The sequence below is a fragment of the Zhouia amylolytica genome (assembly GCF_900116365.1).
Taxonomy (GTDB): domain Bacteria; phylum Bacteroidota; class Bacteroidia; order Flavobacteriales; family Flavobacteriaceae; genus Zhouia; species Zhouia amylolytica.
Genome location: NZ_FPAG01000002.1, coordinates 509,659 through 524,058, shown reverse-complemented (window position 1 = coordinate 524,058; position 14,400 = coordinate 509,659). Strand labels below are relative to the sequence as shown.

Annotated in this window: 14 protein-coding genes; 11 read left to right on the top strand and 3 right to left on the bottom strand. The window is 33.0% G+C overall.

What is annotated here, in order from left to right:
- Positions 1-25 precede the first annotated feature (25 nt).
- The 3 genes from deoC (at position 26) to smpB (ending at position 1,906) form a co-directional block, all read left to right on the top strand.
- Positions 26-676: a deoxyribose-phosphate aldolase gene (gene deoC / locus BM361_RS04875; RefSeq protein WP_074977320.1), complete on the top strand. Its 651-nt coding sequence runs from the start codon at positions 26-28 to the stop codon at positions 674-676.
- 11 nt (positions 677-687) lie between these two features.
- Positions 688-1,386 carry a purine-nucleoside phosphorylase gene (gene deoD, locus BM361_RS04870; RefSeq protein WP_038264053.1) on the top strand — a complete coding sequence of 233 codons (699 nt, stop codon included), beginning with the start codon at positions 688-690 and terminating at the stop codon, positions 1,384-1,386.
- 61 nt (positions 1,387-1,447) lie between these two features.
- The gene (gene smpB, locus BM361_RS04865) at positions 1,448-1,906 is read left to right on the top strand and encodes an SsrA-binding protein SmpB (protein WP_038264055.1); all 459 of its coding nucleotides are present in this window, start codon (positions 1,448-1,450) and stop codon (positions 1,904-1,906) included.
- Positions 1,907-2,170: 264 nt separating this feature from the next.
- On the opposite strand, the gene BM361_RS04855 is transcribed toward smpB, so the two are convergent.
- The gene (locus BM361_RS04855; RefSeq protein ID WP_038264061.1) at positions 2,171-2,812 is read right to left on the bottom strand and encodes a protein-L-isoaspartate(D-aspartate) O-methyltransferase; all 642 of its coding nucleotides are present in this window, start codon (positions 2,810-2,812) and stop codon (positions 2,171-2,173) included.
- Between the two features lie 230 nt (positions 2,813-3,042).
- On the opposite strand from BM361_RS04855, the gene BM361_RS04850 reads away from it, so the two are divergent.
- Genes BM361_RS04850 through miaA form a run of 8 tightly spaced genes read left to right on the top strand, consistent with a single transcriptional unit; the run spans position 3,043 to position 12,009 of the window.
- Entirely contained in the window at positions 3,043-4,002 is a 960-nt protein-coding gene (locus tag BM361_RS04850; protein ID WP_074977318.1) for a Gfo/Idh/MocA family protein, read from the top strand.
- 54 nt (positions 4,003-4,056) lie between these two features.
- Positions 4,057-4,944, top strand: a complete 888-nt coding sequence (locus BM361_RS04845) for a 3-hydroxyacyl-CoA dehydrogenase family protein (RefSeq protein WP_074977317.1) — start codon at positions 4,057-4,059, stop codon at positions 4,942-4,944.
- Positions 4,945-4,962: 18 nt separating this feature from the next.
- Complete coding sequence (locus tag BM361_RS04840; protein ID WP_074977315.1) at positions 4,963-6,198, top strand: DUF1015 domain-containing protein; 1,236 nt, start codon at positions 4,963-4,965, stop codon at positions 6,196-6,198.
- A gap of 14 nt (positions 6,199-6,212) precedes the next feature.
- On the top strand, positions 6,213-6,872 hold the full coding sequence (locus tag BM361_RS04835) for a YggS family pyridoxal phosphate-dependent enzyme (protein WP_074977314.1): 660 nt from the start codon (positions 6,213-6,215) through the stop codon (positions 6,870-6,872).
- A 16-nt stretch (positions 6,873-6,888) separates the two neighbouring features.
- Entirely contained in the window at positions 6,889-8,262 is a 1,374-nt protein-coding gene (locus tag BM361_RS04830) for an exonuclease domain-containing protein (RefSeq protein ID WP_038265356.1), read from the top strand.
- Between the two features lie 7 nt (positions 8,263-8,269).
- On the top strand, positions 8,270-10,255 hold the full coding sequence (locus BM361_RS04825; RefSeq protein WP_074977312.1) for a DUF3857 domain-containing protein: 1,986 nt from the start codon (positions 8,270-8,272) through the stop codon (positions 10,253-10,255).
- Positions 10,256-11,077 (top strand): ion transporter, encoded by an 822-nt coding sequence (locus BM361_RS04820; protein WP_074977310.1) that lies wholly within the window; start codon positions 10,256-10,258, stop codon positions 11,075-11,077.
- Positions 11,078-11,097: 20 nt separating this feature from the next.
- The gene (gene miaA, locus BM361_RS04815; protein WP_074977308.1) at positions 11,098-12,009 is read left to right on the top strand and encodes a tRNA (adenosine(37)-N6)-dimethylallyltransferase MiaA; all 912 of its coding nucleotides are present in this window, start codon (positions 11,098-11,100) and stop codon (positions 12,007-12,009) included.
- Positions 12,010-12,067: 58 nt separating this feature from the next.
- Here miaA and BM361_RS04810 read toward each other — a convergent pair whose 3' ends face one another.
- Entirely contained in the window at positions 12,068-12,784 is a 717-nt protein-coding gene (locus tag BM361_RS04810; protein WP_074977306.1) for a response regulator transcription factor, read from the bottom strand.
- A gap of 6 nt (positions 12,785-12,790) precedes the next feature.
- Positions 12,791-14,362, bottom strand: coding sequence for a sensor histidine kinase (locus tag BM361_RS04805; RefSeq protein WP_074977304.1), 1,572 nt, complete (start codon positions 14,360-14,362; stop codon positions 12,791-12,793).
- Between the last annotated feature and the right edge of the window lie 38 nt (positions 14,363-14,400).

Below are 14,400 nucleotides of genomic sequence, written 5' to 3'. Positions count from 1 at the left end.
ACTATCTATTCCTTATATTTACTATATGGAATTAAACAAATACATCGATCATACGCTTCTTAAACCAACCGCAACATTCGATGATATCGAAAAGTTATGTCATGAGGCAGATATTTATAAGTTCTTTTCAGTATGTGTTAATGGAGCATACATTCATTTAGCTAAAGAACTTCTGAGGGATTCAGAGGTTGCAATTTGTGGAGTTGTTGGCTTTCCATTAGGAGCCATGAGTGGCAAAAGCAAAGTCTACGAGGCAGAACAATCTATTGAAGATGGTGCAGATGAAATTGATATGGTCATAAATATAGGAGGCCTTAAAAGCGGTAAGCATTCTGAAGTTCTTCAAGAAATATCATTCATTAGGAATGTATTAAAAAGACATACGCTTAAAGTTATTATAGAAACTTGTTACCTTACGGATTTAGAAAAGACCACCGCCTGTAAAATTGCTGTCGATGCCGGAGCTGATTTTATAAAAACATCAACAGGATTTGGAACAGGAGGTGCTACCTATTCCGATATAAAGCTTATGAAAAAAGCAATAAATGGTAAAGCAAAATTAAAAGCTTCGGGAGGAATCAAAGATTACAATACGGCAAAAGAATATATCGATCTTGGAGTAGATAGAATAGGTACTTCAAATGGTATCCGGATAGTAAAGAAAATTAATTTATAAACCTAATACTGATGAGTGTTCATATTGGTGCAACTAATGGAGATATTGCTGAAAATATACTTTTACCCGGTGATCCGCTGAGGGCAAAATGGATTGCAGAAACCTTTTTTGATAACCCTAAACTTTATAATGAAGTACGTGGTATGTATGGCTACACGGGTGTATACAAAGGAAAACGTGTTTCTGTACAAGGTACTGGAATGGGCATCCCCTCTATAGGTATTTACGTAAATGAACTCATTAATGAATATGGAGCCAAAAAACTTATTAGAGTAGGCACTGCAGGCTCCTATCAGTCTCATATAAAAATCCGAGATGTAGTTTTAGCAATGTCTGCTTCTACCAATAGTAGTATCAACCGATTTACTTTTAATGCTGAAGACTATGCTCCTACTGCAAACTTTGATCTTTTACTGAATGCTTATACTGTTGCTAAAAACAAAAGCATTAACGTAAAAGCAGGGAATGTTCTCACAAGTGATGTTTTTTATCAGGACAATTCTAATTATTATAAGAAATGGGCAAAATATGGTGTCTTATGCGTTGAAATGGAAACCGCAGCCTTATATACCATTGCTGCTAAATACAATGTTCAGGCATTATCAATTTTAACAATCTCTGACAGCTTGGTAACTCATGAGAGTTCATCCACTGAAGACAGGGAGACATCATTACATGACATGGTGGAAATAGCTCTTGATTGTATTTAATAACACTCATCTTAATAAATGAGATGGGATATTCCATAATTGTTATTACTTTTGCTCTCCTATGCAAAATAAGATCAACATACAAAATAAAAAAGCACGTTTTGAATACGAAATCCTGGACAAATATGTTGCTGGTATTGTTCTTACCGGAACGGAAATAAAGTCAATCCGTATGGGAAAAGCGTCGATAGCGGAAAGTTTCTGTGAGTTTAATGAACGCGGAGAGCTTTTTGTAATTAATATGTATATTGAGGAGTATGTGCATGGCACCCACTATAACCACAAACCGAGAAGTGAGCGAAAACTACTATTAAATAAAAGGGAGTTACGAAAACTTCACAAAGAAGTTAAAAATGTTGGCCTAACCATCGTTCCTCTAAAGCTATTTCTTAACGACCGTGGTTTAGCTAAAATGCAAATAGCTCTCGCCAAGGGTAAAAAACTTCACGATAAACGTGAAACCATTAAAGACAGAGATAATAAGCGAAACTTAGACAGAATCAAAAAGGCATATCGATAAGTTTAATGCCTATTCCTCCTATCTCTTTCTCGTTTTTTCATTTGTCTCCAGGCAAAATACAGAATGAAAATCAAAATTGGTATGATAATATAAATCAATATATTATCAAAATCAGTGAAATCCACTGGTTCACTATCAGATTCTTTTGGGATTTCTTGTGGCGCCTGATGCAAAATTGATAAAATCGATATGTAAGCATTTATAAACATAATTCTTAATTATGCTTCAATTTACAAAAAAGAAAATGCTTTTTAAAAGATCTAATTAATTCTTGTCTCCTAATAATGGAACAAATCTGAACTGACCTAACTCCTTTTTCTCAAATTCCTTTTCAGAAGTTCTGGTAAACAATGTCATCACTTGCTCATTTTGTCCAACAGGAATCACTAATTTCCCCCCTACCTTTAACTGAGCCAAAAGAGGTTTAGGCACAAAAGGAGCGCCAGCAGTAACAATAATACCATCAAAAGGTGCTTCATTAGGCAGCCCCTTATATCCGTCACCAAAAATGAGCCTTTTAGGCCTGTACCCCAGTTTAGGAAGAAAAATATTCGTTTTTTTAAAAAGTTCCTTTTGTCTTTCTATAGAATATACCGCTGCCCCCATTTCTAAAAGCACGGCCGTTTGATAACCACTTCCTGTTCCTATCTCTAATATCTTATCCCCCGGAGATACATCTAACAATTCTGTTTGAAACGCAACTGTGTAAGGCTGTGAAATTGTTTGATCGGCAGCAATAGGAAAAGCTTTATCCTGATAGGCATGATCTTCAAAACTGCTATCCATAAATAAATGTCTGGGAATTTTTTTTATGGCAGCCAATACCTTTGAATCTTTAATACCTTTTGCCGCAACTACTTCAGTTAGTTTGTTGCGCATACCTTTATGCTTATGAGTATCTTTCACGGGGTTCACAATTATTAGAAATGCAAAGTTACACTCAAAATTATTTACTTAAAAATATTGCTATTTAACATTTATTATTAGATTAAAGCCTATCCTTACCTGTAGCTATATGCTTTTAAGGCGATTCATAAGAGACATCTATTAAAAAGACTTTAGGGTTACTTCCTTTAATTTTATAAACCATTGGCAATCTCGGTCAATAACCTTATTTTTGTTAAAAACACAATTCTATGCTTAAAGCCGGAGTACTAGGTGCTGGACACCTGGGCAAGATTCACTTGCGACTGTTAAACCAATCTGAAAAATACGAATTAGTAGGGTTTTATGATCCAAACGAAAAAAATGCGCAAAAGGTTGCCAAAGAGTTCGGATATAAAAGTTTTGGTTCCATTGAAGAATTGATTGATGCGGTAGATGTTGTGGATATTGTAACCCCTACCCTTTCTCACTACGATTGTGCTCTTAAAGCAATTTCAAAGAAAAAACATATTTTCATAGAAAAACCAATAGCCAACTCAGTAGAAGAGGCTTTTGAGATCATTAAGCTTGCTAAAGAATATGGAGTTAAAGGACAAGTAGGACATGTAGAACGATTTAATCCTGCATTTTTATCGGTTAAGGATAAAATTGAAAATCCAATGTTTATTGAAACGCATCGTCTTGCCGAATTTAATCCGAGAGGCACTGATGTTCCGGTAGTGCTTGATCTAATGATACATGATATAGATATTATTTTACGTGTGGTAAACTCAAAAGTAAAAAGTATTAATGCCAGTGGAGTATCTGTTATTAGTAACTCTCCGGATATTGCCAATGCGAGAATAGAATTTGAAAATGGTTGTGTCGCTAATTTGACGGCGAGCAGAATCTCACTCAAAAACATGAGAAAATCACGCTTCTTTCAACGTGATGCATACATATCCATAGACTTTCTTGAGAAAAAGGTTGAAGTTGTTAAAATGAAAGATGCTCCTAAAAATCCAGATGAATTTGCCCTTATCCTTCAAAATGCTGAAGGACTTAAAAAGCAAATTTACTTTGAAAACCCAAAGGTATCTATCAATAATGCAATCTTAGATGAACTAGAAACCTTTGCTAAGGCCATCCAAAATAATACTGATCCAGTTGTAACATTAGAACATGGTACAGAGGCTTTAAAAGTGGCTCACGATATTATAAATTCTTTTTAAAAACACACTTATATAACTAATATACTTAACACACACTTTGAAATTATTTAGACTATGAAAAACATAACAGTTATTGGTGCTGGAACAATGGGAAACGGAATTGCTCATACCTTCGCTCAATTCGGTTATAAGGTTAACCTGGTAGATTTATCTAAGGAAGTTTTGGAAAAAGGAATTACTACCATTACTAAGAATTTGGATCGGATGGTTACAAAGGGTTCTATTTCTGAGGATGACAAAAACAACACCTTAAATAATATCACTTCCCTAACAGATCTTAAAGAGGGGGTTTCAAATTCGGATTTGGTTGTTGAAGCTGCTACTGAAAACAAGGAACTCAAACTCAAAATATTTAAAGACTTAAATAACTTATGTAGACCTGATACAATTCTGGCTACGAATACATCGTCAATCTCCATTACACAAATTGCTGCAGTTGTAGATACGCCTGAAAATGTAATCGGAATGCACTTTATGAATCCTGTTCCGATTATGAAACTCGTTGAAGTTATAAAAGGGTACAACACTTCTGATAAGGTTCTCAACACCGTAATGGAAATTTCGAAAAACTTAAACAAAGTCCCTGTTGAAGTAAACGATTATCCCGGTTTTGTTGCAAATCGTATCTTAATGCCTATGATAAATGAAGCTGTTGAAACCTTGTATAATGGTGTCGCAGGAGTAAAAGAGATCGATACCGTTATGAAACTAGGAATGGCGCATCCAATGGGGCCTCTTCAATTGGCCGATTTTATTGGCCTGGATGTATGTTTGTCAATTCTTAATGTTATGTACGATGGATTTAAAAACCCTAAATACGCTCCCTGTCCATTATTAGTTAATATGGTTACTGCCGGAAAATTAGGTGTGAAGTCCGGAGAAGGATTCTACGATTATTCCGAAAGTAGAAAGGCTGAAAATATATCGAAAATGTTTCTATAATAATTCTTATCAAAAACTATGGCGAAAATAATTCCTTTTAAAGCTGTTCGCCCATCACGAGATAAGGTTGGATTGGTTGCTTCCAGATCTTATGAAGATTACTCTCGAAAAGAATTGAAAGCGCAATTAAGATTTAACCCTTTCTCCTTTTTACATATTATCAATCCTGGGTATAAATTTCAGCATGAAGTGTCTGGTGTTGAACGTTTTAAATTAGTACGTAATCGTTATTTAGAATTTAAGGAAGATGATACCTTTATTAAAGATGAAATACCCTCTTTTTATATTTACCAGCTAAACACAAGAGATCATTCCTTCTGTGGTGTTTTTGCTGGTGCCAGTATTGAGGATTATGACAATAATATTATTAAAAAACATGAAGATACCATTGAGCGAAGAGAGGTCTTATTTAAAGATTACCTAAAAACAGTTGGCTTTAATGCAGAGCCAGTATTACTCACCTATCCGGATAATGATAATATTGCTTTAGTAATTAAAAAAACAACATCCCAGAGACCTGAATATGAATTTGCTACTCCTGACAAATCAGTACATCGATTTTGGCTTATAAATAAAAAAGATGATGTAGAAACCATTCAAAGAGAATTTAAAAAAATAAAAACATTATATATAGCTGACGGACATCATCGCTCGGCTTCTTCTTCCCTTTTAGCTAAAGAATTGCGTTCGGAAGATAATAACCAAACAGGAAATGAGGCTTATAATTATTTCCTAAGTTATATGATTCCTGAATCAGAATTAAGGATTTCCGATTTCAATAGAATGATTAAGGACCTTAACGGACTTACCAAAGAAGAGTTTTTAATTAAACTTGACGAATTTTATAGGATAGAAAACCGAGGAGAAGAATTATATCAACCTACTAAAAAACATCACTTTTCTATGTATTTAGATGACGATTTTTATTCGCTCTATTTACGAAAATCAGTTTATATTTTTAGTGATGCTTTAAGCACTTTGGATACGCAAATCTTGTACAAAACAATATTAGAGCCTATATTAGGAATTTCCGATTTACGGAACAATAAACGTATCTCTTATGGATATGGGAATCAGCATTCTTTAAAGATGAAAGATTTAATAGATAAAGGAAAGTTTAAGGTTGGCTTTAGTATGCTTCCGGTTACAATTGATGAAATGAAGCTCATTGCTGAAGAAGGCCTGAAAATGCCTCCAAAAAGCACATATATAGAACCTAAGTTAAGAAGTGGACTTACAATTTATGAATTTTAAATTTAACTGTTTTAATGAGTATTTCTGAAAATATATTTCAATTAAAATCAAAGCTTCCCAAAGACATTACTTTAGTTGCGGTTTCCAAAACCAAACCGAACCGTGATATTTTGGAAGCCTACAATACTGGTCATAGAGTATTTGGTGAAAATAAAATCCAAGAAATGACTCAAAAGTGGGAAGAACTTCCTAAAGATATTCAATGGCATATGATTGGTCATGTTCAAAGGAATAAGGTGAAATACATGGCCGAATACGTACATTTAATTCATGGGGTAGATAGTTTAAAACTCCTCAAAGAAATTGAAAAACAGGCTAAGAAACACAATAGGATTATTGACTGCTTACTCCAGATTCATATTGCCAAAGAAGACACCAAATTTGGTTTGGATGAAAACGAATTAAATAGCCTATTAACCTCCAACGAATATCTAAGTATGACCAATGTTAAAATCGTTGGACTTATGGGAATGGCTACATTTACAAACAATAAAGAACAAGTAAGAAAAGAATTTTCATATCTTAAAGAAATATTTGAAACCCAAAAAAGTCGTTTACCGGGATTAGAAATTCTTTCTATGGGTATGAGTGGTGATTATGAAATTGCAATAGAAGAAGGAAGCACCATGGTTCGAATAGGCAGTAACATCTTTGGAGAACGGAATTATAAATAACCAAAATAAAAATCAATTGTACGCAATACTCGACATAGAAACAACTGGAGGACAATATAATGAAGAAGGGATTACAGAGATTGCCATATACAGGTTTAATGGTCATAAAGTAACCGATCAATTTATAAGTCTTGTGAATCCTGAAAAGGCAATACAACCATTTGTGGTTAACCTTACCGGGATCAATAACAAAATGCTTACAACCGCACCTAAGTTTTATGAGGTTGCGAAAAGAATTGTTGAAATTACAAATGATTGTATTCTGGTTGCACATAATGCCCAATTTGATTACCGTGTTTTAAAGAATGAGTTCAAACAGTTAGGTTTTGATTTTGAAAGAAATACTTTATGCTCTGTGGAACTTTCCAAAAAGTTAATCCCCGGACAGGCTTCGTACAGTTTAGGCAAATTAGCAAGATCGCTGGGAATTCCTGTCAGTGATCGCCATAGAGCAAGTGGTGATGCTCAGGCTACCTTGAAATTATTTAAATTATTACTAGCTAAGGACAAGTCTAAAAACATTCTTGAAGAGTCGGTTAAGAACAGTAGCAATACACTATTAACCCCTAAGTTATTGAATATTGTTGATGAACTCCCATCTTCCACAGGTGTCTATTATATACATAGAAGTGATGGCAGAGTGATTTATATAGGAAAAAGTAAAAACATTAGAAAAAGAGTAAATCAACACTTTACCGGAAGTTCAAAAAAAGCAAGAGCATTACAAAAAGAAGTTTCAGCAGTTACTTATGAGGAAACAGGTAGCGAGTTAATTGCACTTCTGAAAGAAAATGAAGAAATCAAGTTAAATCAACCACATTTTAACAGGTCACGCAAGAGAAAAATATTTTCATATGGCTTATTTGAAGATATGAATCCTGAAGGTTATATCACTTTGCACATTGAAAAAATAAAACCTAAAGGTAATCCTATCACTACATTCACCAGTATTCATGAAGCCAAAAACACACTATACAAACTAACCGAAGAGTTTAGTTTGTGTAATAAACTAAATGGCTTGTCAGATGCCAAAAGCCATTGTTTCAATTATACAATCAAAAAATGTATCGGGGCTTGTATTCAAAAAGAAGATGCCGAAAAGTATAATGAACGTGTTATAATGGCAATCAATAAATATAGTTACCCTCATAAAAATATGGTTTTAATTGATAAAGGTAGAGAGATTGATGAGCGAAGTGCTGTACTTATAGAAGGAGGCTTGTTTAAAGGTGTAGGATTCTACAACCTTAATTTTCAATTAAATAATATTCATATATTGCAGAAAGTAATTACTCCTATGGATAATAACGCTGATGCCAAACATATTATTCAAAGCTATTTGAGAAAGAAAAAAGGAGTTAAAATTATACAATTAATTACAGAAAAATAACTCCTTAATGAAGCTTCGATTCTTTTTATTCCTGATTATAATAATTAATAATTTTTGTCACTCTCAAAAAGAAACATCCTTTGGAGATATTCCTCCTAATCTTCTGGAAATGAAAGAATATCCCAAAGATTCAACAGCTTCTGCCGTTATTATAATGGAAAAGGGGTTTTCCAAAATAGACAAAAACAGATACGATCGAGTAAAATTGATTACTGAATATCTGGTTAGGATAAAAATTTTGAATAAAAAAGGATTAGACAAGGCTACTATCGAAATTCCATTATATAAATCACAATCATCCAAAAGCAAGGAGATCTTTAGAGAAGTACATGCGGTAGTGATAAACCCGGACAGAACTACTGGATCCCTAAATAATAATGACGTCCATTTAGAAGATTACAATGAGTATTATGACCTCCTTAAATTTACTGTACCCAATGTTCAGATTGGTGCTGTCATTGATTATCGCTATGTAATTGAATCTCCGTTTTTCTTCAACTTTAATTCATGGAATTTTCAGTCGGATATACCAAAAGTTTATAGCGAATATTCTACTTCAATTCCTGCTAATTACAAGTACAACATCATGTTAAAGGGGCCATTGAAATTGAGTATTCATGAAAGCGACATTAAAAAAGACTGCTTTTACTTTCAAGGAGTCGGAAGTGCTGATTGTATTTTAAACACATATGTCATGAAAGATATTCCTGCCTTCAAGGAAGAGGACTATATGATTTCCAAATATAATTATCTTTCCGCTATAGATTATGAATTAGAATCTTTTGAAGATTTTCAAGGACAAGTAGATCGTTACACTAAATCTTGGAAAGACACCGATAAAGAATTTAAATCAGATATAGAAATAGGTAGTCAGGCAAAAAAAGAAAACTATTTCGAAAAACTAATTCCTAATGAAATAACTAAAAGTAACGCTAATGGGATTGATAAAGCGAAGCAATTGTATTATTGGCTTCAAAGTGAACTTTTTTGGAATAATAAAAATTCATTATTCAGCGCTATCGATGTAAAAGATGCATTTGATCAGAAATCTGGGAGTTCGACAGAATTAAACCTGATACTTTTAAATTTTTTAAAAGCTGCAGGTTTTGATGCCGAGTTCATGTTATTATCCACAAGAGAACATGGATTGCCTACTAAATTACACCCGGTAATATCGGACTTTAATTACCTGGTAGTTAAACTTAACGATAATAATAAAAGTTATTTACTGGATATCACTAATAAAAACATGTCCTTTGGAATGATCCCATTTAAAACTTTGAATGGGTACGGTAGGGTTTTTGACTTAAAAAATAATAGCTATTGGTATGACATAAGGATAACTAATCCATCTGAGATAAAGACTACCTTAAGCATCAATATTGCAAAAGACAATCAGATAACTGCAAAAATAAGGAGGATTTATAAAGGATACAAGGCACTTAACAGGCGGAATGAAATAAGAAATAGATCTAATGAAGACATTTCGAATGAAATTCAAAGCGAGTTAGACAATGAAGGATTTTATAATATTACTAATTACATTACTCGTAATGAAGGAGCCTTGGAAAAAGCTTTGATAGAAGAATATGATATACAATCTACCGATGAATTAAACTACACCAAACTGCTATTAAATCCATTTATTATAGATCGTATAAAAGAGAATCCATTCAACCTAAATGAACGCCTTTATCCAGTTGACTTTGGCTACCCTTATTATGCTGATTATGCTGTAATTATTAATTTCCCCGAACAATGTTTAATTGAAAATTTACCTGAAAGTAAAGGATTAAAATTAGCAGAGGATAAGGGATATATGATATATAAAGTTTCAAAAAAAAATAATAAGATTGTAATCAATAATAATTTAAGGTTAGAAAAATCTAACTATGAGAGTTATGAATACGAAGGCTTAAAGCAGTTATTTGCTGAGTTAGTATTTTTACAAAACAACCAACCATTAATATTCAAATTAAAACCAACTAAATAATTGTCTGGAACGGAAAATACCAAAACATGGCAAAAAAAGCTGCATGAAGTAATTTATGAAGCAGACACTCCTGCAGGAAAACTGTTTGATGTAGTCTTAATAGCTATCATTATTTTTAGCATCATTTTAGTGATGCTTGAAAGCGTAAATGACATCGACAGTGAATACCATTATATCCTTTTAACAGCAGAATGGATTATAACTGTCTTATTTACAATAGAATATATTTTAAGAATTATTTCGATAAAAAAACCCAGTAAATATATTTTTAGCTTTTATGGAATCATTGATTTCCTTTCTACAGTTCCTTTATATTTATCATACATAATAGCCGGTTCACAGGCATTATTAGCTCTAAGAGCACTTCGCCTGCTAAGAATCTTCAGGGTATTAAAATTAGTTCGATTTTTAGGAGAGGCTTCACAATTAAAAAAGGCTCTAAAAAACAGTAGAACCAAAATAACAGTTTTTATTTATACAGTATTGGTAGTTTCAATTATTTTGGGTACGATAATGTATTTAATTGAAGGTGAAGAGTCTGGTTTCACCAGTATCCCAAGAAGCATTTATTGGACCATAGTTACACTTACCACTGTAGGTTATGGTGATATTGCACCACAAACATCATTTGGTCAATTCTTCGCTACCATTATTATGATTTTAGGTTATGGAATTATTGCTGTACCCACAGGTATCGTAACTGTTGAGTTTGCTAAACAGGGAAAACAGCTTCATTTGAATACACAAGCCTGTCCAAATTGTGGCACAGAGGGACATCAGGATAGCGCTAATTTTTGTCATAAGTGTGGACATAAACTTTAATTAATATAAACCTTCATTTAGTGAAAGAACCCGAAAAGTACCTAATTACGGTAGTTGGACCGACTGCCATTGGCAAAACGAGTCTAGCCATAAAATTAGCGAAACATTATCATACGGAGATACTATCATGTGACTCCAGGCAGTTTTTTAAAGAAATGTATATCGGAACGGCTGTACCTTCGGAAAAAGAATTGAACGAGGCGCAACATCACTTTATACAGCATATTAGTATTTTTGACTCTTATTCTGTTGGAGATTTTGAAAGAGATGCTATCCTAAAACTTAGCTCCTTGTTTAAAGACAATAATGTTGTTGTAATGGCCGGAGGTAGTGGATTATATTTAAATGCTGTTATAAAAGGGCTCGACGAGTTTCCTGAAGTCCCGGAACACATAAGAACTGAACTAAACAAACTGTATGAAAATCAAGGCATCGAAGCACTTCAAGTAAGGTTAAAAGAATTAGACCCTGTACATTATGAAAAAATGGACATCCAAAATCCACAACGAGTTATTAGAGCTCTTGAAATTTGTATTGCCAGTAACAAACCTTATTCTTCATTTTTAAACCAGAAGAAAGTAATAAGACCTTTTAAATCTATTGTAGTGGGGCTTACTGCAAACAGAGAGGTCATCTACGATCGTATTAATAAGAGAGTTGATATAATGATTGAAAATGGGCTAATAGAAGAAGCAAAAAGATTATTTACATACAGAAAATTAAATGCATTACAAACTGTAGGTTACAAGGAGCTTTTTAAATACTTCGAAGGAGAATACACAAAAGAATTCGCAATATCAGAAGTAAAAAAGAATACAAGAAGATTTGCAAAAAGACAACTAACATGGTTCAATCGCCATGAAAATACTTTATGGTTCGATTTTAATACTCCTTTAAAGGAAATCATCGAAAAAATTGAAATGGAAAAATAAAAAAGCCTGTATAAAATACAGGCTTTTAAAATAGTTTTTTTTGTAAAATATAACCCAATTAACTATCCGCTTCGCTTTTAATCACCAACCTAAATCCTTCTCCGTGAATATTTAGAATTTCAACGTTTTCATCTTTTTTCAGATACTTACGTAATTTAGCTATATATACATCCATACTTCTAGAAGTAAAATAATTATCATCTCTCCAAATTTTTGTCAATGCCAATTCTCTAGGCATCAAATCGTTTTCATATAACGCCAATAAACGCAGTAATTCATTTTCCTTTGGAGATAATTTAATAGGCTCTTCATCTTTAAAGGTTAGAAATCTCAACTTAGAGTTTAAATGAAAATCTCCAATTTGAAATTCAAATTGCTTACTGTCAGCAACGGTTTCTGTAGATTTACGTTGTAATATGGCTCTAATTTTCATTAATAAAACCTCCGAATCGAATGGTTTGTTAAGATAATCATCTGCACCAACTTTATATCCCTTTAAAACGTCTTCTTTCATGGTTTTAGCTGTTAGGAATATAATAGGTACATTCTCATTCTTTTCTCTTATTTCTTTAGCAAGCGTAAATCCATCCTTATAGGGCATCATAACATCTAAGATGCATAAATCATAGTTATCCTTCCTGAATTTCTCATACCCCTCCATCCCATTTTTGGCAAGGACTACGTCAAAATCATTCATGGAAAGATAATCCTTTAAGACAGTTCCAAAATTCGGATCATCCTCGACTAATAAAATCTTCTTATTTACTGTTTCCATAGTGTTTTATATTAAAGGTAACTTTATATAAAAGATACTTCCTTTGTTTTTCTCGCTTTCGGCGTATACCTCTCCTTGATGGTCATCTACTATTCTCTTAACATATGCCAATCCTAAACCATGACCTTTCACATTATGTATATCCCCCGTATGCTCTCTATAAAATTTTTCAAAAATACGCTTCAAAACGGCTTTGGTCATCCCTGTTCCCTGGTCCTTAACCTTTATAATGATATGATTCTTAACCACCTCTGTATATATGTCTATTTTTGGACTCTCTGGTGAATACTTAATGGCGTTATCAAGGATATTAACCAAGACATTTGTAAAGTGAGATTCATTTGCTAAAATGGTACTTTTTTCTGCATCTAAATGCGTTTTAACATATCCACCTCTATCCTCAACTATTAATTCGACATGGGTTATAGCATCCTCTATTAGTTCATGCAGATCTACTCTATCTTTACTAATATCTAACTGATTCTTTTCTAGTTTTGATATTCGAAGAACATTTTCTACTTGTGCATGCATTCGATGATTCTCATCTCTGATCATTTTCAAGTAGCGCTTCACCTTATCCTCATCAGCAAAAGCCTTTGGGTTTTTTATTGCATCTAAAGCTAAATTTATGGTAGCAATAGGAGTTTTAAACTCATGTGTCATATTATTGATGAAATCTGTTTTTATTTCAGATATCTGCTTCTGACGTATTAACTGAAATAAAGCGCTTGAATATGCCACAATAATTATTATCGTAAAGATAATAGATAGTAATGCCATACCTATAATAGAAGAAATCAAAAACTTTTTCTTCTTAGGGAAACTAACCATTAAACTATAAGGTGTATTACCGTCAGTATCACTAAAAAGCGGAGCTTTATACTTTGTACTTTTGTTTAAATTGAACGATCTTGTTTTAACCTTAGTGGCTAACCCATTAGCAAAAACACCATATTCAAAATCTAAATCAATATTTCGATCTTTTAATTCTCTTTGAATTAAAAATTCTAACTCTGCTTTAGAAACTCTCTTATGAACTGGTACCCTATTAACAATTTCCCTGAAATAATCTTCAAATTGAGCTTTCTCAATTTCAGACATATTCCCCATTTTTTGAATTTTCTCAACTGGCGTATAAGCTGATTTGCCATCTAACCCTTTATCTTCTCTATAGATAATGGTTGTTCGTTTACTTACATAACTTTTTATTGCCGTCGAATCAAAACTATTATCAAAGAACGTGGCAGTTATCCCGTAATCCTCTTCAAGAATACCGTGAGAATAAATAAATGTTTCGTTATTATTCTCATTTTTTTCTAGATAAAATACTTCGTTGAGTGTAGACTGTTTAAGCTCTCCTACACTATCAATAATCTGCAATAACTTATCGGAGTAATCCTTAATTTCACGTTGTTCTACACGTTGTACTACCGATTGTAAAACTTGTGAAACTGTGTTAGAAAACTGCTCTTCCTTATTATCTACAGCTGTTTTTATCCAGTAACCCTGAACAAAAATAATGCCAATTAAAGAAAGGCTCATCAGAATTACCAAAGCGATAAATAATCTCTTATTCATTAGTCCAAAATTAAGGTTTTAACGGCAAGAACTATAGG